This is a genomic window from Kocuria sp. p3-SID1428 (assembly GCF_025149945.1).
Taxonomy (GTDB): domain Bacteria; phylum Actinomycetota; class Actinomycetes; order Actinomycetales; family Micrococcaceae; genus Kocuria.
Genome location: NZ_JALXVH010000025.1, coordinates 20,876 through 41,969, shown reverse-complemented (window position 1 = coordinate 41,969; position 21,094 = coordinate 20,876). Strand labels below are relative to the sequence as shown.

Sequence of the window (21,094 nt, the reverse complement as noted above, 5' to 3'; positions counted from 1 at the left end):
AGCAGCAGGTCGGAGACGGCATCCGAGGCGAGCACAGCCGCCATGACGCCTCCGAAGGCGGCAGCGGCCAGCAGGATGATCGCGTACTCGACCGTGGAGGCTCCGAGATCCGGGTCCTGAGCGCTCAGCTCGTGGCCGGGCTCGACGATCCCGGAAGGCTCTAGAGCCGTAGCGATCTCCTCCGTCGGTTCGACCGATGCGGGGGCGGTGGTGCGGGTGGTGACGGACATGGCGTCCCTCTCTCTCATTCGGGCCCCGTGAGGGGGGCTCCTGGACCGGGCGGGCGGTCGCCCGCCCGGGGCTTGTGGGGCCGTCGCGGTGCGCGACGGCGATCGCTCATCCGAGCAGGTCGGGCACGAGCCCGATGAGCACCGGGACGATGCCCCAGCAGACGAAGGCGGGCAGGGAGCACAGCCCCAGGGGGACCATGAGGTGCACGGACAGCCGTTCCGCCGCCGCCTCCGCCCGGCGGTGCTCGGCGCGCCGCACCTGGGCCGAGGCCGCCCGCAGGGCCGAGGCCGACGGCGCCCCGGAGACGGCCGCGAAGGTCAGCGCCGAGCGCAGGTCCTGGACCTGGGGCGGGACGTCTCCTGCGGCCGACCAGGCCTGCTGCCAGGGCAGCCCCAGCCCGAGAGCGGTGGCCACGCAGCGAAGCGCCTGCCCGACGGCTCCGGAGTCGGTGCCGGCCAGCACCTCCAGGGCCCTCGAGATGGGGACTCCGGAGGCGAGCATCGAGGCGACGAGCTCGATCAGCACTCCGGCGGAGATGCCTGCGCCAGATTCGCTCCCACCCGACTGCTCCGCCGAGGCGCCCGTCCCGGAAGGACCGGCCGGATCGTCGGCGAGCCGGTCCCGACCGGGCAGCGCAGCGAGCCCGACGGCGGCCATGGCGCCCAGCAGCAGCAGCGCGATCAGCACCGCGGCGCGCCAGGTCTGCGGATCGGTCATGACGGCCGCCTCCCCTGTGCGGCAGGAGGCACTGCCCGGTGCCCGGTGACGGTCTCGGCCTGATGGACCATCCGGCGGGTCCACGCCCGAGCCAGGATCGTCAGCACCGCGCCGAGCACTCCGGCGGCGATGCCCCACGGTGTGGTCAGCAGGGTGCGCACCGGGTCGGCGCCGATCAGCATCCCGAGCCCCAGGGCGAGCACCGGCAGCCAGGACAGGATCCGCACGGTGGCCCGCGCCCCGGCCAGGGCCGTCTCGCGGGCGGCATCGGCGTCGAGATCGGCCTCGGCGGCCTCGGCCACGCCGTCCAGCAGCGCAGCCAGGGGCGCACCGGTGCGTTCGGAGACCTCCCAGCACCGGGCCAGGTCCCGCAGGACGGAGGCACGAGTGCGTTCGAGGCGGCTGCACCGGGAGCCTGCACCGCCGGCCTGCGCCCGCAGCGTCTCGGCGGGACCCCGTCCCAGGGCGGCGGCCGCAGCGACGGCGCGGCTGATCTGCTCCTGGTCGCGGATCGACCGGCTGGGCGCCACAGCCTGAGCCGCCGTCTGCGCGCTGACAGCGAAGATCGCCGTGGACGACTGCCCCGCCCGGACCAGGGCGGCCAGCTGCCGGATCCAGTCCACCCACTCCCCCGCTTCGGCTGCGCCATGGCGTGGTCGCAGCCTCCGCAGCAGGGCCTTCACCCCGGAGGTCTGCGCCGAGGCCGAGTCCACCGGTGCGGCGCCTAGGAGACCGCCGGCGTGCGCCGGCAGCTGTCGCGGCAGCCACAGGACCGTCGCGGCCCCGAGCACCAGGATGCTGATCGCCACGAGCGCGCTCATGAGCCCACACGCCCGTGACGGCGCGCGGCAAGGGCCGCGAACTCGGACCAGCCTGGGCCGAGGGACGGACCCTGCGGCGTCTGCTCGAAAGCCGTGACCATGCGCAGCGCACCATCGCGCTCCTGCAGCAGGGACACGGTGCGCAGCACGCGCCGGCCGCCCTCGCGGTCCAGGTGGATCACCAGATCCAGCGCCGAGCCGGCCTGCAGTGCCACGGCCTCCGGCGACATCCCGCCGAGTGCGCCGAGCGCCGCCAGGCGGGCCGGCACGGCGTCGGCGGAGTTCGCGTGGACGGTCCCGGCACCACTGTGCCCGGTGTTCAGCGCCGTGAGCAGCTCTCGGACCTCGGCTCCGCGGCACTCGCCGATCACGATCCGGTCCGGTCGCATCCGCAGCGACTGGCGCACGAGCTCCACCAGGTCCACAGCGCCGGCGCCCTCGACGTTCGCGTGCCGGGACTGCATCCCGATCACGTGCGGGTGCTCGGGTCGCAGCTCAGCGGCGTCCTCGATCAGCACGATCCGCTCGTGGACCGGGCACGCCGACAGCAGCGCGTTGAGGACCGTGGTCTTGCCGGAGCCGGTCGAGCCGGTGACCAGCAGGTTCGCCCCGCCGGCAACGGCACCCAGCAGCAGGTCCAGGATCTCGGGGCTGAGGGTCCCGGAGGCCACCAGATCCTCGACGCCGAGCACGGCCCGGTGCCGGAAGCGCACCGACAGCAGCGTGCCTCCTGTGGAGATCGGGGGCAGCACCGCGTGGACGCGGATGCCGTCGTCGGTCTGGACATCGGCGCAGGGGTGGGCGTCGTCCAGCCGGCGCCCGGCCGAGGCGATCAGGCGCACGGCCAGGGCGCGCACCTCCTCCTCGCTGCGGAACGGGGAGTCGACCCGCACGGGCCCGGACCCGGCCTCCCACCAGACCTCGCGGTGGCCGTTGATCCAGACGTCGGTCAGCCCCGCACCGGGCAGCAAGGCCTGCAGCGCGCCCAGCCCGGTGAGTTCGGCGCGGATCCTGCGCACGGCATGCAGGGTCCCGGCGGCGCTGAGGGCGTGACCCGACTCGCGCACGGCGCGCGCGATCCGCTCGTCGTCCACGCGGCCGCCGTCGCTGAGCAGGGCCTCTCGGACCTCCTGCAGCAGCTGCGGATCCAGATCTGCCGGCCCCGCGCTCCGGGGACTCGACGACGCCATGGTCTGCGTGCTCATGCTCCCCGCCCCCGATCGGAGCCGGTCGCGGCGACGAGGTCCTCGGCCAGCAGGCCGTAATGCTCATCGAGCTGCTCCCACAGGCCGGCCACGGCCTCGGCATGCCGTCGCCTGCGCCCGCGGGGCAGCAGGTCGCGGGCTTCGCAGGCCTCGGGCACACGGGTGTCGAAGGGCAGGTCCCCGAGCGGGCGCGAGCCCAGGTGCTCGGCGGCCCCGTCGGCAGTGACGTCGCAGATGGCGGGCCCGGCCAGGACGTACTCCGCAGGGACCCCGTCCAGCTGCTGACCGGCGCGGACGGCGCAGATCAGCCCCCTCACGGTTCGCGGGACGACCACCAGCACGGCGTCGCACTGACCGGCCATCCGGAACGTTCGTTCGCTACCGCGGCCGAGATCGAGCACCACCGCGTCGCAGGCCCGACGCAGGGTGCGCACCACCGCGGCGACGGGCGCCTGCACGGGGTCGCGCCGGTCCCAGGACAGCCAGCGCAGAGAAGGCAGTCCCTCGATGTCCGGGAGCACCTCCCACAGCCGCTGCGAGCTCAGCGCCCCGTGCGAACCCACCAGATCCGGCCAGCGCAGCCCGCTGAGCATCTCGGTGCCCAGCAGCAGGTCGATGCCGCAGCTGTCGGGGTCGCCGTCCACCAGCACGACGTCGCGCTCCTGGGCCGCCGAAGCCGCCAGCCAGCAGGACAGGGTCGAGGCCCCCGTGCCTCCGGTCGCGCCGATGACGCCCAGGACCCCCGCACTCGTCCGAGCCGACCCCGCGCGCGCATCGGCCAGACGGTCGGCCAGCCAGGGCTCAGCCGCCGGCAGCACGGCCACGGTGCAGTCGCCCACGCGGGCCGCCAGCTCCCACAGGTCCTCGTCCTCGGCCTTCCCGAGCAGCACCGCCGGGGCGTGGAGGGCCCCCGGGCGCACCTCGACGGCGCGGACGCTGCGAGCATCCAGCAGGATCAGCTCGGCCGCCTCCGCCGCCGATTCCAGCTCTCCGGGCTCCATCCCGCGAGCGCAGCTCAGTCGGGCCTCGGCCGCCGCGCAGACCGCCGTCATCTCCTGGACCAGGCCGGCGTCTGCGCTGACCAGCAGCACCCGGCGACCGGGGCCGTCGAGCAGAAGGCTCTGCGCGGCGAGCTCGTCGGGATCCGTGCGCTGCCCGACCTCGCGGGCAGGACTCGGCGTCATCTCCAGGGCGGCGGCGCGGCGTCCGGAAGGTCGTCGCAGCCGCTGGGTCCCCGTCTCCTCGGGCAGGTGCTGTGCTGTCATGCCCGAACGATGCGCCGCTGAGATCCACCCCGGGGCCACCCGGGCGGATTCGAGGATGCTCGCTCGGGGCGGTGTCGCGGACCCGGGGCCTGTGGAGGCTCTGCCGCACGGGCGGCGGCGTGCGGGAAGGCGCACACGCTGTGCTGTCGGTGCCGACGGCGAGAATGCGGGAGTGCTGATCGTCGTGACTGCCCCGGATCCGCGCACCGCGCCAGCACCGGCCGGTGCGGGTGCCCCGGCCGTGCACTGGGCGCAGGTCCTCGACGACCGCGCCCGGCCCGTCGGCGCCCCGCAGCAGCTGGACTCCGCAGGGCTTGCCACCTTCATCCACGACCAGGACGCTCGGTGCCGTGCGCAGACCGGGCGCAGCCCCCGCTGGGTGCTCGAGCGCGGCCCGCTGATCCTGCCCGGGCTGTTGGCCGCCGATCCCTCCGTCCCGCTGCCGCACCTTCACGACCTCCGCCTGGTCTCGGCGATCCTCTCGAACGCGGGCAGCGCCCCGGCCGCGCAGGTGGACTACTCACCGGTGCTCGAGCCGCTGCCTGCCCACGAGCACCCGGGGATCGCCCCCGAGCCGCCACCGCGCTCGGTGTGGAACGGCCCGGGCGAAGGCCAGATGGGACTGTTCGACGACATCCCCGATGCCCTCGCGGGCCCACGCGGCGCCGCTGATGATGCTGAGCGCCTGTCGGCGGTGCTCGAGGAGCTGCGCGTCCAGCTGACGGCGATCGAGGGCTCCCGCTCCCCCAGCAAGCTGCGTCTGCTGTGCGCACTGGAGTCCGCCGGGGCCCTGCTGGCAGCGGACATGCACCGGATCGGGATCCCCTGGGATGCCGAGGTCCACCGGCGCCTGCTGGTCGAGGCCCTGGGCCCGCAGCCCGCGCTCGGGCACCGGCCGGCCCGCATGGAGGCCGCCGCCCAGCGGGTCCGCGAGGTGCTGGGCGCCGCCGAGCTGAACCCTGATTCTCCCCAGTCCCTGCTGCGCGCGCTGCGCGGGGCGGGCCTGAACGTCGGCTCCACGAGCCAGTGGGAGCTCAGCGGCTGGGTCCAGGCCGCCCCGGCCTCCTCCCCCGGGGAGCGCGAGCGCCGGGAGCAGCTGGTCGCCCCGGTCCTGGAGTACAAGAAGCTCTCCCGGCTGCTCACCGCCAGCGGCTGGCAGTGGCTGGAGTCCTGGGTGCGCGATGACCGCTTCCGCGCCGAGTACGTGGTCGGCGGCGTGGTCACCGGGCGCTGGGCGGCTCGAGGCGGCGGGGCGCTGCAGATCCCCAAGGTGATCCGCTCGGCCGTGCGACCGGGTCCGGATCGTCGCCTGGTGGTGGCCGACGCCGCCCAGCTCGAGCCCCGTGTCCTTGCGGTGCTCGCCCGTGACGACGCCCTGGCCGATGCCTCCAGAGGCCGGGACCTCTATCTCTCGATCGCCGAGCGAGGCCGGGCCTCCGGGACAGGGCTCACGCAGCGCGACCACGCCAAGGTCGCCCTGCTCGGGGCCATGTACGGAGCAACCACCGGCGAGTCCGGGCGGCTCATGCCCCAGCTGGCCCGGCTCTTCCCGCAGGCCGTGGCCTTCGTGGAGCACGCCGCCCGCGTGGGCGAGGACGGCACCCAGGTCTGCACCTGGCTCGGTCGCTGGTCGCCGCAGCCGGATCAGCGCTGGCAGGAGGCCGTGTCCCGCACCGCCAGCGCCGAGGACGAGCGCCGCGCCGGGCAGCTGCGCCGCTCGCAGGGGAGGTTCACGCGCAACTTCGTGGTCCAGGGCTCGGCCGCCGAGTGGGCCATGGCCTGGATGGGCTGCGTTCGGGCGCAGCTGCGCAGACGCGGGCTGGATGCCGCTCTGGTCTTCTTCCTGCACGACGAGATCATGGTGGACACCTCCGCCGAGCACGCCGAGGAGGTCGCAGCACTGGTGCGCCGGTGCGCCGAGCAGGCCACCGAGATCGTCTTCGGCCGGGTGCCGGTGGAGTTCCCGGTGTCCGTGGCGATCGTGGAGAGCTACGACCAGGCCAAGTGAACCGGCGGCAGGCTCAGCCCAGCGGCGCAGGGCGCACGTCGTCGCGGTCCCAGGGCAGGGCCCAGCCGGTCTCCTCGAGCACCCTGTCCAGCAGGATCCCGGTAAAGCCCCACATGACCACTTCCCGGCTGCCGCCCATGGGATCCGTGATCCCCCGCGGGATGCGGAAGGCCGGCGAGCGGTGGCGCAGAGTGGGACGATCCTGGCCGTCGCGCGTGACCTCTGCGGTGTGGCGGCGGTCGGGATCCACGAGATCCAGCACCGGCACGCGGAAGACCAGCGAGGACTCCGCGTGATCCACCACATCCACCGGGGTGGGCCTCGACCACCAGCCGACCACGGGGGTGACGTCGTGCCCGGAGACCGGCACGGGAGCCTTGGGCAGCGCCCCCAGGACCTCGATCCCGGACGGATCCAGACCGGTCTCCTCCTGTGCCTCGCGCAGCGCGGCGCGCACGTGCGCGGCTGCCGCCGTTCCGCCGGGCAGCTCCAGGACGTCGCGGGGGTCCTGGGGGTCGCCGTCCTCCGGATCCAGCCGCCCTCCGGGGAAGGCCACCTGCCCCGGATGCGCGCGCAGGGTCGAGGCCCGCTGGGTGAGCAGCAGGTCCAGGTCGGCGGCGGGACCGCCGGTGCGGGTGGAGTCGGCCTCGATGTCGTCGAGCACGCCCACCAGGATCAGCACGGCCGATTCGCGCGGGGGACGCCGGTGCTTGAGGGCGTCGATGCGCAGCGGCCCCTTCTGCCGCTGGGCGACGACTGCCTGCACGAGCCGGTCGCGAGCCGTTACCGTCTCGGTGCTCATGCGCTCAGTCCGTGTCCGGCGGCGCGCAGCTCGCGCCGGGTGCGGCCCCGGAGGTAGCCCTCGAGCAGCTGCTCGCGCCCGGGCTTGAGCTCATAGGACAGCAGCTGGGCGGCCGCCTCCTGCTCGACCGGTCCCGTCCCGTACGACGGGCACAGATCCGCCACCGGGCACACCCCGCAGGCCGGACGCTTGGCATGGCAGATCCGGCGCCCGTGGTAGACGAGCCGGTGGGACAGATCGGTCCAGTCGGAGGGCTCGAACAGCTCGGCGACCGCGTGCTCGACCCTGACCGGGTCCTCCTCCTCGGTCCAGCCGAATCGGCGGGCCAGGCGTCCGAAGTGCGTGTCCACCGTGATGCCGGGCTGCCCGAACGCGTTGCCGAGCACCACGAAGGCCGTCTTGCGCCCCACGCCGGGAAGCCGCACGAGCTTCTCGAGCTCGTCGGGCACGTGGCCGTCGTGCTCGTCCTCGACGGCCTGCGCCAGCCCCTGGACCGACCGGGCCTTGGAGCGGTAGAAGCCCAGCGGTCGCAGCATCTCCTCGAGATCGACCCGCTCGGCCTCGGCCAGCGCACGCGGATCGGGCCAGCGCTCGAACAGCGCCGGAGTGGTCGCGTTGACACGGACGTCTGTGGTCTGGGCGGAGAGCACCGTGGCGACCAGAAGCTGCCAGGGGCTCTCGAAATCGAGCTCGGGCACCGCGTAGGGATAGGCCCGCCCCAGCTCGGCGTTGATCCTGCGGGCACGGCGCTTGCGCCCCAGCGCAGTCTCCTGACGGCCCGTGCGGGCGCGGCGTGCAGCCCCGGCACGGGCCTTGGCGGGATCCACGATGCGCAGGTGGTCCGGCACCGGGCCGCCCTGGGACCTATGCAGGGGGTGCGGCTCGTCCGCAGCGGCGCCCTCGCGGGTCTCGGGATCGATCATGGCCCCGATGCTACGTCCGCCCGCCGACGTCACCGCTGCCCCGCGCCTCGCATTGGAGCCCGTCGCAGCCGTGAACTATCCTCGAGGGTAGATTCCGTGATCCAGCGCACACGCGCCCCCTGGGCGCGCGGCGCGTCTCGAGAGGAGCCACCGCACATGAGCGATCAGTCCCAGCAGAAGCAGCCCGTTGTCCCGCCGGAGGAGTTCGCCGCCCAGGCGAACGTCGGGGCGGAGATCTACGACCGCGCGGCCGAGCAGGGCCAGGAGTTCTGGGCCGAGCAGGCCCGCGAGCTGCTGAGCTGGTCCCAGGAGTTCACCGAGACCCTGGACTGGTCGAACCCGCCGTTCGCCAAGTGGTTCGCCGACGGCACCCTCAACGCCGCCTATAACGCCGTGGACCGCCATGTGGAGGCCGGCAACGGCGATCGCAAGGCCCTGCTCTTCGAGGGAGAGCCCGGCGACGAGCGCTCCTACACCTACGCCGAGCTCAAGGACGAGGTCTCCAAGGCCGCCAACGCGCTGGTCTCGCTGGGCATCGCCAAGGGCGATCGCGTGGGCATCTACATGCCCATGGTCCCGGAGGCCGTGATCTCCATGCTGGCCTGCGCCCGCGTGGGCGCGATCCACTCGGTGGTCTTCGGCGGCTTCTCCGCCGATGCCGTGCGCTCGCGCATGGAGGACGGAGAGGCCAAGCTCGTGATCACCGTGGACGGCTCCTACCGCCGCGGCAAGCCCTCGCAGATCAAATCGGTCGTCGACCAGGCCCTGGCCGACGGCGCCCCCACGGTCGAGAACGTGCTGGTGGTCAAGCGCAACGGCGAGGACGTCGAGTGGAGCGAGGGCCGTGACCACTGGTGGCACGAACTCGTCGACGACCAGTCCACCGAGCACGAGCCCGAGCCCATGAACGCGGAGGATCCGCTGTTCATCCTCTACACCTCTGGCACCACGGGCAAGCCCAAGGGCGTGCTGCACACGACCGGCGGCTACCTGACCCAGGGTGCGTTCTCCATGAAGGCGACCTTCGACCTCAAGCCGGAGACCGACGTCTTCTGGTGCACCGCCGACATCGGCTGGGTCACCGGGCACTCCTACGTGGCCTACGGCCCGCTGGTCATGGGCGCCACCCAGGTCATCTACGAGGGCACCCCGGACTCCCCGCACCGCGGCCGCTTCTGGGAGATCGTGCAGAAGTACGCAGTCACCACCCTGTACACCTCCCCCACCGCGATCCGCACCATGATGAAGTGGGGCGAGGACATCCCGGCCGAGTACGACCTCTCCTCGCTGCGCCTGCTGGGCACCGTCGGCGAGGCCATCAACCCGGAGGCCTGGGCATGGTTCCACGAGCACATCGGCGGCGGCCGCTGCCCGATCGTGGACACCTGGTGGCAGACCGAGACCGGTGCGCACATGATGACGCCGATGCCCGGTGTCACCGCCGCCAAGCCGGGTTCGGCGCAGAGTCCGCTGCCGGGCATCAGCCTGGACGTGGTCGACGAGTCGGGGAAGACCGTCGGCAACGGCGAGCAGGGCTTCCTGGTCGTGCGCGAGCCGTGGCCGTCCATGATGCGCACTATCTGGGGCGATGATCAGCGCTTCATCGACACCTACTGGTCGCGCTTCGAAGGCATGTACTTCGCCGGCGACGGCGCCCGCTTCGACGAGGACGGCGACTTCTGGGTCCTGGGCCGCGTCGACGACGTCATGAACGTCTCCGGGCACCGGCTGTCCACCGCCGAGATCGAGTCCGCGCTCGTGTCGCACCCGTCGGTGGCCGAGGCCGCCGTGGTGGGTGCTGCGGATGAGACCACCGGGCAGGCAGTGGTCGCCTTCGCGATCCTCACCGACGACGCCGTGGACGAGGACCGCCCCAAGGACGAGCTCTCCGAGGAGCTGCGGGCGCACGTGGGCAAGGAGATCTCCCCGATCGCCAAGCCCAAGCGCGTGCTGATCGTCCCCGAGCTGCCCAAGACGCGCTCCGGCAAGATCATGCGCCGTCTGCTCAAGGACGTGGCCGAGGACCGCCCGGTCGGCGACGTCACGACCCTGGCCGATCAGACGGTCATGGACCAGATCGTGGACTCGCTGGGCAAGTGAGCCCGGCACGGGCCTGAACCCGCCGGCACAGGAGGCCGGGAGGATCTGCCGAGATCCTCCCGGCCTCCTGCCGCGCCTTCCGGACGGACGGACGCGCTCAGCCGGCGTGGGCGGGCTCGCAGTCCTGCGTGGAGACGGCCTGATCGGCGCCATCGGCCGCGGACAGCGCGGAGCGCAGCTGCTCGGTGCTCACCGCGAAGCCGGCCGGCCCGGATGACGAGCGGGCGAACACCACGCCGAGCACCGCACCGTCGCCGTCCACCAGAGGACCGCCCGAATTGCCCTGCTGGACGTCTCCGGCGAACTGCAGGACCTCGACGGGCGCGGCAGAGGCATCGGCGTCGATCGAGGTCATGGAGGTCAGCGCCGTGCCCTGGACCTCGGCCGGGCCGATGCTCAGCGCACCGCCGCCCGGGTAGCCGATGAAGGCGCCCTCCGCACCCAGGGTCGCGGCGTCGGCGATCGGGAGCACCGGGACGCCGAGGCTCGGCACGTCCAGCACCGCCAGATCCGACTGGGGGTCGAAGATGACCACCCGGGCCTCGTGCCGGCGGCCCTGAGCGTCGTGGACGAACACGGATCCGGTGCCGGCGACCACGTGGGCATTGGTGACCACCTGGCCGTCGGCGGCCGCGAAGCCCGAGCCGCTCAGGCGCGCCGAGCACTGCGGGGCGAAGCCGACGATCTGCACCACCGACTCGGCCGCCGCGAGTATCTCCGGGTCCTCAACATCCCCCTCCGGCGGCGCGGCCGGGGCGAAGAGCAGCGTGTCCAGCTCGCGGGCCGCTGCGCTTCCGGCCACCCGCTGCTGCGTCCGCTCGAGCAGACCGGTGAGGCTCGAGGGCACGACGTCGTCGATCGCGCGCATCATGGGCGATCGCTCCGCGTGGGCACCCAGGGCCGGGGCCGGACCGCTGGCCAGGGTCGATACCGCCGCGAGCACCACGAGACCCGAGGCCGCGGTGCTGAGCACCGCCCCGCCGAGGGCGTCGAGTGCAGCGACGGCGCGCGAGGAGCGCTGGGCAGGCATGCCGGCGATCCGCCCGAGCAGGGCCTCGCCCAGTGCGTGGCCGCCGAGCATCCCGAGCACGACCAGCCCGCCCAGCATCAGCAGCCGCACACCGACCCCGCCGCCGTCCACCGGGATCAACGGGATCAGCCACAGGGCCGCAGCACCGCCCAGCAGCAGCCCGAAGATGCCGCCGAGGGTGCGCCCGATGCCGCGCACCAGGCCGTGGAGCATGCCCAGCACGAGCACCAGCACGATGATCAGATCCATCAGGCTCCAGGTCATCGTCTCCTCCTCGATGCTTGCGACGGCCCACCGGCAGGGGCGGCTCTCGCCGGTGGTCCGACGCGCCAGAACGGCCCGGTCCTGACCGGTCCGTTGGGAATCGGAGTATCTCGCATTACAGTGGGGACAGCAGTGTCGAATGCGTCACAGCATGTCGGCACCGAGATCAGCCACCACCTTCCGAGGAGCACCATGGATACCGAGGTCCTGCGCCGGGCCCCCCTCTTCGCGTCACTCGACGACGAGGCCTTCGCCGCGCTCACCGACGAGATCACCGAGGTCGATCTCCCGCGCGGGGCCACCCTGTTCCACGAGGGCGATCAGGGCGATCGCCTGTACTTCATCATCTCCGGCAAGGTGAAGCTGGGCCGCACGGCCAGCGACGGTCGCGAGAACCTGGTCGCGGTCATGGGCCCCGGCGAGGTCTTCGGCGAGATGGCCCTGTTCGACCCCTCCCCCCGCTCCACCGCCGCCACCGCGGTCTCGGAGACCCAGCTGGCCGGGCTGAACCACGAGAACCTCATGAAGGTCCTCGAGCGCAACCCTGCGGTCTCGCAGCAGCTGCTGCAGGCCCTGGCCCGCCGCCTGCGCCGCACCAACGAGAACCTGGCCGACCTGGTCTTCTCGGACGTCCCCGGCCGAGTGGCCAAGGCGCTGCTGGACCTGGCTGATCGCTTCGGGCGCCAGACCCCGGACGGAGTGCTCGTGGCCCACGAGCTCACCCAGGAGGAGCTGGCCCAGCTGGTCGGCGCCTCGCGCGAGACCGTGAACAAGGCCCTGGCCGAGTTCGTGCAGCGCGGCTGGATCCGTCTGGAGGCCCGTGCGGTCGTCATCCTGGACACCCCCCGCCTTCAGCAGCGCTCCCGCTGATCACTGCCGCGGCTCGGCGAGCGTCGAACCGACGAGCCGCTCTGTCGAGCCCGGCAGCTGAGGCCGCGACCCCCTTCGGGTCCCGGCCTCAGCGTCGGCGCCTTCCACCGCTGCGACGATCGACGGCGAAGCACAGCTGTCCGTCATCGTCGCGGTCGAGGCGGGCCATGCGCGGAACCAGGTGGGGCCGGTGGGCGGCGGCTGCGATCGCGGAGCCGGCGCCGGCCAGATCCTCGAGCAGCAGCAGGGTGAACGGCGTCAGCAGCCGATGCAGATCGGGGTGCGGCTCGGCACCTCCAAGCGCCTCCCGGGCCGTGAGCCCGGGATCGCCGGAGCGCGCGGCCGCCGCGAACCCGGTGTCGTCGCGTCGGGCGCGCAGGACCTGCTCCGGGGAGACCCAGGCGCCGGGACGGTCACGGGACCGCAGCGGCGAGGGCTCCTGCCGCTCGGGCAGGATCACCAGGAAGCAGCGCAGGTCAAAGCGGCGATGCACGAACTGCGCGGTCACCCAACGGGCCATGGGCCGCAGCAGCTCCGTGCGCAGCAGCAGCCTGCGCTCGACCATCAGCTCGGCCATGCTGCGCTCCCCGGCGGCGACCTCCTCCCGCACGGACATCCAGTCGTGCCCCCCGCTCGTGGCGATCGTGGAGTCGCTGCGCCGACCGGCCAGCAGCACGCCGGTGGTCACGAACAGGGTCCGCGCCGCGGCCATCACTGCACGGCGGGCATCTCCGACGTCCTCCTGCAGCAGGCTCGCCCACTGCTTGCCGGTGGGACCGGACCAGGGAATGGGATCGTCGTCGGCGCCGATCACCCGTCCGCCGGGGAAGGCCACCGAGCCGAACGGCGAGCGCAGCTCGTGGGTGCAGAGGTAGGTCTCCACGCCCTGCGGGCTGTCGCGCAGCAGCACGGTGCAGGCCGCGTCCTGTGCGGTGACCGGTGCGGTGTCCTGCTCGGGGTCCAGCCACAGCTCGGCCGCCGCCCGGTACTCGGGCAGGAGCGGGAAGCGCCGCACCGCAGCGATCGTCTCCGAGCGCCGCTGCTCGACGGCAGTTGCGGACGACGAAGGCCGTCCGGCCTGCTCCTGTCCAGGAGCGCAGCCGGACGGCCCCGAGGGACCCGCAGCGGGGTCAGGCGAATTCGACAACGAGCTCGAGCTCGACCGGGGAGTCCTTGGGCAGGACCGCCACGCCGACGGCCGAGCGGGCGTGCACGCCGGCTTGGCCGAGCAGCTCGCCCAGCAGGTCCGAGGCGCCGTTGATCACACCGGGCTGCTCGGTGAAGGACGGGTCGGAGGACACGAATCCCACGAGCTTCACCACGCGGGTGATGCGATCGAGGTCGCCGATCTGGCCCTTGATCGCGGCCAGGGCGTTGAGCACGCAGGTCGCGGCCAGCTGCTGGGCCAGCTCCGGGGAGACCAGGCCCTCACCGAGTCCGACCTTGCCGGTGGTCGGCAGAGCGCCGTCGACGAACGGCAGCTGCCCGGAGGTCCAGACGTGGGTGCCGTCGATCAGGGCCGGGACATAGGTGCCGGCCGGGGCGGGGACCTCGGGCAGCGCCAGGGCGAGCTCGGCCATGCGCGTCTCGACGCGTCCTGCAGATGCCGCTGCGGACATGATCAGGCCTCCTTGGGTCGCTTGAAGTAGGCGATCGGGTTGGTCTGCTGCGGGGCGTTCACCGCGGCGTCCGGGGTGGAGGCCTGCTGCTGGCCGGGCAGGATCGCGACCAGCTCCCAGCCCTCCGAGCCGAAGTTGTCGAGGATCTGCTTGGTCGCGTGGATCATGATGGGCGCGGTCATGTATTCCCAAGTGGTCATGGCCCCGATCCTAGTGCCTTCGCACCGTGGCACAGGCCTCATCGCGCGCCGCCGCGTGCTCCCAGCCTCGACTTGTACCATGACCGAATGGCTTCATCTCCGAGCTCCCCCGGTGCCCCGCAGGGGACGTCTGCAGTCGGTCGCGTCATCGCCTTCCTCCTCGCCAGCATCCTGGCCGGAGGCGTTGTGGCGGCCCTCGTGCTCCCCTCGGCCACCGCGGCGGGGCTCGCGGCCAACGGCTCGGTCGCCTGGATGAAGGATCTCCCCGAGGATCTCTCCAACGGCCCCATCTCCCGCTCCTCGACCGCGTACGCGCGTGACGGCGAGACCGAGCTGGCCACGTTCTACGCGGAGAACCGCACACCGGTCGCGTTGGAGGACATCTCCCCGTACATGCGCGATGCGATCGTCTCGGTCGAGGATCGCGACTTCTACACGCACGGCGGCGTCTCGATCACGGGCATCATGCGCGCGGTGGTCAACAACCTGACCAATTCGGAGGGCCGCCAAGGCGCGTCCACGCTGACCCAGCAGTACGTCAACAACCTCATCATCGACCGCGACGTCCGCGCCGGCGACGAAGCCTCCACCCTCGGTGCGAACAAGGGCTACGTGGACAAGCTCCAGGAGATGAAGCTCGCCGTCTCCATGGAGAACGAGGTACCCAAGGAAGAGATCCTCGAGGGCTACCTCAACATGGTGCTGTTCGGTCCGCGCAACTACGGCGTCGAGACCGCGGCCAACTACTACTGGGGCATCCCGGCCTCCGAGCTGAACCTCCAGCAGGCCGCCACCCTGGCAGGGCTCGTGCAGTCGCCGGAGTACTACAACCCTGCGACCAACCCGGAGCAGTCCCTCGACCGCCGCAACACGGTGCTGTGGACCATGCTCGACGAGGGGAAGATCACCCAGGAGCAGTACGACAACGCCACGGCGGCCCCGCTGGATCTTGACCTGCACCCGGAGAACCAGGGCTGCACGGCCGCCGAGATCGCTCCGTACTTCTGCACCTACGTGGAGAACGAGATCCTCACCTCCTCCGAGTTCGGGCAGACCCCGGACGACCGCCTGAACAACCTCCAGCGCGGCGGGCTCAAGATCGTGACCACCCTGGACCCGGAGGCCCAGTCGGTGGCCCAGGAGCAGGTCGAGGCCACCCAGCCTGCCGATGACAACCCTGATTCCGTGGGCTCCTCGATCGTCTCTGTCGAGCCGGACTCCGGGGACATCGTGGCCATGGCCCAGAACTCGAACTACTCCTCCGCTCAGGAGGAGAACAAGCAGAACACGGTCTACAACTTCAACACGGACACCCTGCAGGCAGGCACCGGCGGCTACCAGGTGGGCTCGACCTTCAAGCCCATGGTGCTGCTGGCCTGGATCGATGCCGGCAAGTCGGTGGGCGAGCAGATCGACGCCTCCCGCACCAGCTATCCGGCGGACCACGCCTGGGAGGCCTCCTGCGTGGAGGGCGGGTCGATCTTCGAGCCCGGCAATGACGGAGAGGGCTTCTCGTTCCAGAACGCCACCGAGGGCTACGAGCGGAAGATGTCCGTGGAGTTCGGGCTCTACAACTCGATCAACACGGCGCTCTATGCCATGGCCGATGAGCTGGATCTGTGCCGCATCGGAGAGCTCACCGCCGACGTGGGCCTGCACAACGGCCAGACCGGGCTGCCGATCGACACCACGAAGCTGTCGGCGCTGCTGGGCGGCTCCGCGGACAACATCTCCCCGCTGACCATGGCCACCACCTACGCGACCTTCGCCAACGACGGCGTGCGCTGCGAGCCCCGGGCGCTGAACAGCGTCACCGGTGCCGACGGCACGGAATACGCGGTCCCGGAGAGCACCTGTCAGCGCCAGATCAGCGAGGACGAGGCGCGGACGGTGAACTACGTGCTCAAGCAGGTCCTCGTGCGCGGCTCGGGCTACCAGCTGGGCATCGACCTGCCGGACGCCTCGGCGGCCAAGACCGGCACCACGGACAACTCCACGCAGACGTGGCTGCTGGGCTATACGCAGGGCCTGTCCACGGCCTCGTGGGTCGGCAGCTACGCCGAGGGCAGCCGTTCCCTCAACGACGTCTCGATCGGCGGCGAGACACCCGCCTCCGAGACCTCGGATCCCGACGACTGGGTCGACGGCGCCTCCTACGCCGGTGAGCAGTGGCAGAACTACATGCGGGAGATCGCGCCCAACTACAGCACGGAGGAGTTCCCGTCCGCTCCGTCGGACCTGACCAGAGGCAGCGACTCCGACTCGAGCAGCGACTCCGACTCGAGCAGCGACTCCGACTCGAGCAGCGACTCCGGCTCGAGCAGCGGCGGTACGGCGACCGGCGACAGCGGCGGCACGGCGACGGGCGACAGCGGAGGGACTGCCAGCGGGACCGCAGGCGGCGGCACCGCCACCACCGCCCCGGCTGCGTGATCCCTTGAGCGCTTCCTGGGTGAGGACCTTCGGCCAGACCGGTGCCGCTGTCGCGGCCTCCGGCCTGGCCGTCGGCGCTTGGGCCGTGCTCGGCGAGCGCCGCCGCTTCCGCGTCCGCCACGAGACCCTGCCAGTGCTGGCACCCGGCTCGCGGGATCTGCGCCTGCTGCACATCTCGGACCTGCACACGGTTCCGGGCCAGGAGGCCAAGAAGCGCTTCGTGCACGGTCTGGCCGAGCTCGAGCCGGATCTCGTGATCGACACCGGCGACAACCTCTCGCACATGCAGGCGCTGCCGTACCTGCTCGAGATCCTCGAGCCCCTGCTGCACCTGCCCGGCCTCTTCGTCCCGGGCTCCAACTGCTACTTCGCCCCGGCCTTCAAGAATCCCGCGCGCTACCTCTGGAAGCGCACCTCGCAGGACGACGACCGCACCCAGCTGCAGCTGCTGCCCTGGCAGCAGATGCACCGGGCCTTCGAGGACGCCGGCTGGCTCGGGATGGTCAACCGCTCCCGCACGGTGCGCATCGGCGGGCAGCTGCTCGACGTCTCGGGCGTCGACGACCCCCACCTGGAATTCGACCGCCACCCGGGCTTCAGCCTGCCGGCCGGCGCCGCACATGCCTCCGGATCGGCTCGGACCGCAGACGCGGTTCCGGCCGAGGAGCCCGTGCTGCGCCTGGGCCTGGCCCACGCCCCCTACATCCGCACCCTCGAGCGCTTCGCCGACGACGGCGCGGACCTGATCCTGGCCGGACACACCCACGGCGGGCAGGTCTGCCTGCCCGGCGGCCGGGCACTGGTCTCCAACTGCGATATCGAGCCCGAGCGCTGCAAGGGCATGACGGAACAGAAGGGCGTGCCCGTGGGGATCTCGGTCGGACTCGGCGAATCTCGCTTCGCTCCGGTGCGGCTGTTCTGCCGCCCCGAGGCCGTCCTCATGACCCTGACGGCGCGCGCCTGAGCGAACGTCGTCCCGCAACGCCCGACGGCCCCGGGTCGCGATCCTTCGGGAATCGCGGCCCGGGGCCGTCGTCTCGGGGTGGCCGCCCCGAAAGGTGCCGTGCCTCAGCGCGGGATGCCGCGTGCTGCATCGCGCAGCCGCCGGTACTGGGCGGCCAGACGCACGGGAGCATCTGCCGCTCCGTAGCCCCGGTAGCCGTCGAGGCGCTCAAGCACCTCGAAGAAGACGCCCCCGAGGGTTCCGGTGTAGAAGTGCAGCAGCTCGCCGTGCTCGTCGCGGTCGTAGAGCAGGCCGAGCTCGCGCAGCTCGCCCACGCGCTCGTCGTCCAGCCCGAAGCGCGCCTGGAGGTCGGCGTAGTAGTTCGCCGGCACAGGCAGCATGTCCAGCCCGCGCTGGGCGGCCCGACGGGCGAGCCCCTCGATGTCCCGACAGGCGAAGGCCACATGCTCTGGGTACACCGCCCCCATCGACGCGGACTGCTCGGCATCCTCCGGCGCCACATTCAGCGGCATCCGGATGACCTCGTCGCTCGAGCGCATGACCTGACTGCGCACGAGCCCCGCCGGACCTGGGACATCCTGGGGCTGTTCGGCCTCCAGCCCCAGCAGGGCTGTGAAGAAGAGCACGGACTCGTCACGGTGCTGCCATGGCTGAGCGGTGTTCACGTGGTCGATCCCCATGATCGCCGGCCCCCGCTGGGCCGGTCCCTGCGCGGGCTCCAGCCCGAACTCGAGCGTCCAGCTCGGCACCTGGCTCGGCTCCTGCGGGCAGAAGAAGATCTCCGTGCCGTCGGGGGCGAACACGCCACGCAGATCCTGCTCATCCTGGCGCCGACTGCGCTGCACCCCACGAGCCCCCAGCAGATGGGCGCGATTGTCGGCGGCCTCGATGTCCGGGACCTCGAAGGCCAGCCCCGCCAGGCTCGTGCCCTGCCCGGTGGAGCCGAGGTCCACCACGATCACGCGGGCCTGGCCCTGGACCCACAGCTGCACGCCCTCCTTGCTGCGGTGATGCCCGCCGAGGGCGAAACCGAGCTGGTGCAGCATGCGCGAGGTCTCCCCCAGCCTGCCGGTGCGCAGCTCCACGAAGCCCCAGCCACGGGGTTGAACCGACGGAGGCAGGGCTCGCAGCCGCATGGGCCCCGTACCCGGGCGATCGGAGGCGCCGTCGCGCTCGGCGGCGGTCCCGACGGCGTCGTCCCGGTCCTGTCCCGGAGCCGTGCCGGTCTCGACCTCGCCGAGCTCGACCAGGCGGGCCAGGGTTCGATCCTCGAGCCAGCGCAACGAGCGCAGCCCGTCCACGGCGGTGCGCGCGACGTCGGCCTGGCGGAAGGAGTCGTTGAAGATCTCCAGCGACACCGGTCCGTCGTAGCCGCAGCGGTGCAGGTGCACCATGAAATCGACCAGATCGAAGCCGCCCTGACCGGGGAACACCCGGTGATGCCGCGACCAGGACAGGACGTCCATGCTCAGCAGCGGCGCGTCCGCGAGCTGGACGAACAGCACGGTGCGCGCATCCAGCTGCTCGATCGGCGCCGGATCCCAGCCCCGGGAGAGGATGTGGAAGCTGTCCAGGCAGGTGCCCACATTCGGGTGATCCGCCATCCGCACGATCCGAGCGGCATGCTCGAAGTCGTTGACGAACCTGCCCCAGGCCAGTGCCTCGTAGGCCAGCCGGATGCCGTAGCCGGCAGCCAGCTCTCCCGCCCTCCGGAGCTGCTCGGCGCAGACCTCGTCATCGCCGATCGTGGCCGTGCCCACGTTGGAGCACAGCAGCATCGTGTCGATGCCCAGCTCCCGGGTCACGCCCAGCTTGGCCTCCAGGCGCCGCAGGCCGTCCCGGAAGACGTCCTCCTCGACCCCGTCCAGATCCCGGAAGGGCTGGTAGAGATCCAGGCTCAGCCCCAGATCGGCGGCGCGCTGCCGGATCTGCGCCGGGGTGTGCGGCGAGACGACGAGATCCTGCTCGAAGATCTCGATCCCGTCGAACCCGGCGTCGGCGGCGGCGCGCATCTTCTCGGCGAGCGTGCCGGACAGGCACACGGTGGCGATGGATGTCCTCATCGGCCGGCTGCCTCCTTCTGGGCCGCACGGGCCTGTGCTGTCTCGATGGCCTTGAGATCGATGGCCTCGGTGCGGGTGGTGTGCAGGTCGTCCAGACTGTCCAGGGTGCGGTAACCGGTCTCCGTCGCGCTCAGCGCCGCGCCTGCCGAGAGGAGGCACATGAGGGTCACGAACAGGGCCACGCCCATCCAGTTCTCGCCGGTCTCACCGGCCAGATAGGCCGACAGGGCCGGAGCGATGCCGCCCGAGACCGCGAAGCCGATCTGCGTGCCCAGCGACAGGCCCGACACACGCACAGCAGTGGGGAACATCTCGGCGTAGAACGCCGGCCACACCGAGTTGGCCAGCGAGTAGAAGCAGCCGGACATCAGGATGCCGAGCAGGAAGATCAGCGGCCAGCTGCCGCTGTGGACCGCACCGAGGTAGCCGTACATGCAGGCGGCTGCGCCGATGGCGCCGGCGATGAACACCGGCTTGCGGCCGATCCGGTCCGCGAGCAGCGCCGCCAGGGGGATGGCCAGCAGCGCCACGGCGTTGACCGCCACGGGCACCAGCAGCATGGTCGAGCGGTCCAGGCCCACCACGGAGGTCGCGAAGGAGACCGACCAGACGGTGAAGACCATGTTGACGGTGTTGACCATGGCCGCCAGGGCCACGCGCGCCACCGCCGCCTTGTGATAGCGGAACAGGATGCCCAGCGGGCTCGGCGCCCTGGTCGAGCCGCTGTCGAGCTGCGCGGAGACCTCGTGGAACTTGGGCGGCTCCTCCAGGGTGCGACGGATGACCCAGGCGGTCACGACCACCAGGGCGGAGACGTAGAACGGGATGCGCCAGCCCCAGCTCATCAGCTGATCCTCGGTGAGGATCAGCGTGAAGGGGATGAACACGGCAGTGGCCAGCAGCGTGCCGGCCTGGGTGCCCTGCAGCGTCCAGCTGGCGGTGAAGGCGCGGTGCTCTTCATCGGCGTGCTCCAGCGAGACCGAGATCGCGCTGGCCTGCTCGCCGGCGGCGGACAGGCCCTGGATGACGCGGCACAGGGTCAGCAGGATCGGCGCCAGCAGGCCCGCCTGCTCATAGGTCGGCAGCAGGCCGACGGCGAAGGTGGCCCCTCCCATCAGGAACAGGGTCAGCATCAGCACGAACTGACGGCCCATGCGATCGCCCAGCGGGCCCATGATCAGGGCGCCGAGGGGACGGACCACGTAAGCGACGCCCACGGTGGCCATGGAGAACAGGATCGCAGCGCCCGGGCTGGTGTCCGCAGGGAAGAACAGGTGGTTGAGCACCAGAGCGGCGGCAGTGCCGTAGACAGCGAAGTCGTAGTACTCCAGGGCGGAGCCGACCCAGCTGGACAGCGCGGCCTTGCGCGGAGTCTTGCCAGGAGGCGGGCTCGTGGGCTGGGGCGCGGCCGTGGTCGCGTCGGTCATGGCGGTTCCTCACGTGAGCGGTGGGTGCATTCGGCGCCCTCGATGACAGATCTCGAGTGCAGAATTTTCAAATTTCGGAAATAACTTCCGAATGCTGATACGCTACTGTGATCCAGGCGACACCGCCTGTCAAGCACACCATCCGGAGAGGA

The 21,094-nt window shown here is 71.8% G+C and carries 18 protein-coding genes; 5 read left to right on the top strand and 13 right to left on the bottom strand.

The window, feature by feature from the left end; genetic code table 11:
- From M3E84_RS07205 to ssd, 5 genes are all read right to left on the bottom strand, one after another.
- The coding region (locus M3E84_RS07205; RefSeq protein ID WP_259895539.1) for a DUF4244 domain-containing protein at positions 1 to 230 on the bottom strand (230 nt) is incomplete at its 3' end.
- A gap of 106 nt (positions 231 to 336) precedes the next feature.
- Positions 337 to 948 (bottom strand): type II secretion system F family protein, encoded by a 612-nt coding sequence (locus M3E84_RS07200; protein WP_259895538.1) that lies wholly within the window; start codon positions 946 to 948, stop codon positions 337 to 339.
- A complete protein-coding gene (locus tag M3E84_RS07195) occupies positions 945 to 1,757 on the bottom strand; it encodes a type II secretion system F family protein (RefSeq protein ID WP_259895537.1) in 813 nt (270 codons plus the stop codon). Before M3E84_RS07195 ends, M3E84_RS07200 begins: the two co-directional genes overlap by 4 nt.
- Positions 1,758 to 1,765: 8 nt before the next feature.
- On the bottom strand, positions 1,766 to 2,974 hold the full coding sequence (locus M3E84_RS07190) for a TadA family conjugal transfer-associated ATPase (RefSeq protein WP_259895536.1): 1,209 nt from the start codon (positions 2,972 to 2,974) through the stop codon (positions 1,766 to 1,768).
- A complete protein-coding gene (ssd, locus tag M3E84_RS07185) occupies positions 2,971 to 4,239 on the bottom strand; it encodes a septum site-determining protein Ssd (RefSeq protein WP_259895535.1) in 1,269 nt (422 codons plus the stop codon). The genes M3E84_RS07190 and ssd overlap by 4 nt, the downstream gene beginning before the upstream one ends.
- A gap of 172 nt (positions 4,240 to 4,411) precedes the next feature.
- On the opposite strand from ssd, the gene M3E84_RS07180 reads away from it, so the two are divergent.
- Positions 4,412 to 6,247: a bifunctional 3'-5' exonuclease/DNA polymerase gene (locus M3E84_RS07180; RefSeq protein WP_259895534.1), complete on the top strand. Its 1,836-nt coding sequence runs from the start codon at positions 4,412 to 4,414 to the stop codon at positions 6,245 to 6,247.
- Between the two features lie 13 nt (positions 6,248 to 6,260).
- Here M3E84_RS07180 and M3E84_RS07175 read toward each other — a convergent pair whose 3' ends face one another.
- Both M3E84_RS07175 and nth read right to left on the bottom strand, forming a co-directional pair.
- Positions 6,261 to 7,049 (bottom strand): CoA pyrophosphatase, encoded by a 789-nt coding sequence (locus M3E84_RS07175; protein WP_259895533.1) that lies wholly within the window; start codon positions 7,047 to 7,049, stop codon positions 6,261 to 6,263.
- On the bottom strand, positions 7,046 to 7,972 hold the full coding sequence (gene nth, locus M3E84_RS07170) for an endonuclease III (protein WP_259895532.1): 927 nt from the start codon (positions 7,970 to 7,972) through the stop codon (positions 7,046 to 7,048). Before nth ends, M3E84_RS07175 begins: the two co-directional genes overlap by 4 nt.
- 156 nt (positions 7,973 to 8,128) lie before the next feature.
- Between nth and acs the strand changes: the two genes are divergently transcribed.
- A complete protein-coding gene (acs, locus tag M3E84_RS07165; protein WP_259895531.1) occupies positions 8,129 to 10,072 on the top strand; it encodes an acetate--CoA ligase in 1,944 nt (647 codons plus the stop codon).
- Between the two features lie 97 nt (positions 10,073 to 10,169).
- Here the strand turns inward: acs and M3E84_RS07160 are convergent, their stop codons facing one another.
- Positions 10,170 to 11,366: a MarP family serine protease gene (locus M3E84_RS07160; protein WP_259895530.1), complete on the bottom strand. Its 1,197-nt coding sequence runs from the start codon at positions 11,364 to 11,366 to the stop codon at positions 10,170 to 10,172.
- A gap of 192 nt (positions 11,367 to 11,558) precedes the next feature.
- Here M3E84_RS07160 and M3E84_RS07155 point away from each other — a divergent pair, with 192 nt between their 5' ends.
- On the top strand, positions 11,559 to 12,236 hold the full coding sequence (locus tag M3E84_RS07155; RefSeq protein ID WP_259895529.1) for a Crp/Fnr family transcriptional regulator: 678 nt from the start codon (positions 11,559 to 11,561) through the stop codon (positions 12,234 to 12,236).
- An 88-nt stretch (positions 12,237 to 12,324) separates the two neighbouring features.
- Here the strand turns inward: M3E84_RS07155 and M3E84_RS07150 are convergent, their stop codons facing one another.
- The 3 genes from M3E84_RS07150 to M3E84_RS07140 are packed head-to-tail and all read right to left on the bottom strand — an operon-like array spanning position 12,325 to position 14,055.
- Complete coding sequence (locus M3E84_RS07150; protein ID WP_259895528.1) at positions 12,325 to 13,383, bottom strand: hypothetical protein; 1,059 nt, start codon at positions 13,381 to 13,383, stop codon at positions 12,325 to 12,327.
- Positions 13,367 to 13,855, bottom strand: a complete 489-nt coding sequence (locus M3E84_RS07145; protein WP_259895527.1) for a RidA family protein — start codon at positions 13,853 to 13,855, stop codon at positions 13,367 to 13,369. Before M3E84_RS07145 ends, M3E84_RS07150 begins: the two co-directional genes overlap by 17 nt.
- Before the next feature lie 2 nt (positions 13,856 to 13,857).
- The gene (locus M3E84_RS07140) at positions 13,858 to 14,055 is read right to left on the bottom strand and encodes a hypothetical protein (RefSeq protein WP_006213800.1); all 198 of its coding nucleotides are present in this window, start codon (positions 14,053 to 14,055) and stop codon (positions 13,858 to 13,860) included.
- Positions 14,056 to 14,142: 87 nt separating this feature from the next.
- Between M3E84_RS07140 and M3E84_RS07135 the strand changes: the two genes are divergently transcribed.
- Both M3E84_RS07135 and M3E84_RS07130 read left to right on the top strand, forming a co-directional pair.
- Positions 14,143 to 16,488 carry a transglycosylase domain-containing protein gene (locus M3E84_RS07135; protein WP_259895526.1) on the top strand — a complete coding sequence of 782 codons (2,346 nt, stop codon included), beginning with the start codon at positions 14,143 to 14,145 and terminating at the stop codon, positions 16,486 to 16,488.
- A 4-nt stretch (positions 16,489 to 16,492) separates the two neighbouring features.
- Positions 16,493 to 17,452 carry a metallophosphoesterase gene (locus M3E84_RS07130; RefSeq protein WP_259895525.1) on the top strand — a complete coding sequence of 320 codons (960 nt, stop codon included), beginning with the start codon at positions 16,493 to 16,495 and terminating at the stop codon, positions 17,450 to 17,452.
- Between the two features lie 104 nt (positions 17,453 to 17,556).
- On the opposite strand, the gene M3E84_RS07125 is transcribed toward M3E84_RS07130, so the two are convergent.
- Both M3E84_RS07125 and M3E84_RS07120 read right to left on the bottom strand, forming a co-directional pair.
- The gene (locus tag M3E84_RS07125; RefSeq protein WP_259895524.1) at positions 17,557 to 19,515 is read right to left on the bottom strand and encodes a bifunctional sugar phosphate isomerase/epimerase/4-hydroxyphenylpyruvate dioxygenase family protein; all 1,959 of its coding nucleotides are present in this window, start codon (positions 19,513 to 19,515) and stop codon (positions 17,557 to 17,559) included.
- Positions 19,512 to 20,942, bottom strand: a complete 1,431-nt coding sequence (locus tag M3E84_RS07120) for an MFS transporter (RefSeq protein WP_259895523.1) — start codon at positions 20,940 to 20,942, stop codon at positions 19,512 to 19,514. Before M3E84_RS07120 ends, M3E84_RS07125 begins: the two co-directional genes overlap by 4 nt.
- Between the last annotated feature and the right edge of the window lie 152 nt (positions 20,943 to 21,094).

What these genes read in the sequence shown, in the direction of transcription:
- M3E84_RS07160 (WP_259895530.1), bottom strand. Translation starts at nt 11,366, where the DNA reads ATGACCTGGAGCCTGATGGATCTGATCATCGTGCTGGTGCTCGTGCTG.
- M3E84_RS07120 (WP_259895523.1), bottom strand. Translation starts at nt 20,942, where the DNA reads ATGACCGACGCGACCACGGCCGCGCCCCAGCCCACGAGCCCGCCTCCT.
- M3E84_RS07145 (WP_259895527.1), bottom strand. Translation starts at nt 13,855, where the DNA reads ATGTCCGCAGCGGCATCTGCAGGACGCGTCGAGACGCGCATGGCCGAG.
- acs (WP_259895531.1), top strand. Translation starts at nt 8,129, where the DNA reads ATGAGCGATCAGTCCCAGCAGAAGCAGCCCGTTGTCCCGCCGGAGGAG.
- M3E84_RS07125 (WP_259895524.1), bottom strand. Translation starts at nt 19,515, where the DNA reads ATGAGGACATCCATCGCCACCGTGTGCCTGTCCGGCACGCTCGCCGAG.
- M3E84_RS07190 (WP_259895536.1), bottom strand. Translation starts at nt 2,974, where the DNA reads ATGAGCACGCAGACCATGGCGTCGTCGAGTCCCCGGAGCGCGGGGCCG.
- M3E84_RS07175 (WP_259895533.1), bottom strand. Translation starts at nt 7,049, where the DNA reads ATGAGCACCGAGACGGTAACGGCTCGCGACCGGCTCGTGCAGGCAGTC.
- M3E84_RS07200 (WP_259895538.1), bottom strand. Translation starts at nt 948, where the DNA reads ATGACCGATCCGCAGACCTGGCGCGCCGCGGTGCTGATCGCGCTGCTG.
- M3E84_RS07155 (WP_259895529.1), top strand. Translation starts at nt 11,559, where the DNA reads ATGGATACCGAGGTCCTGCGCCGGGCCCCCCTCTTCGCGTCACTCGAC.
- M3E84_RS07140 (WP_006213800.1), bottom strand. Translation starts at nt 14,055, where the DNA reads ATGACCACTTGGGAATACATGACCGCGCCCATCATGATCCACGCGACC.
- M3E84_RS07135 (WP_259895526.1), top strand. Translation starts at nt 14,143, where the DNA reads ATGGCTTCATCTCCGAGCTCCCCCGGTGCCCCGCAGGGGACGTCTGCA.
- ssd (WP_259895535.1), bottom strand. Translation starts at nt 4,239, where the DNA reads ATGACAGCACAGCACCTGCCCGAGGAGACGGGGACCCAGCGGCTGCGA.
- nth (WP_259895532.1), bottom strand. Translation starts at nt 7,972, where the DNA reads ATGATCGATCCCGAGACCCGCGAGGGCGCCGCTGCGGACGAGCCGCAC.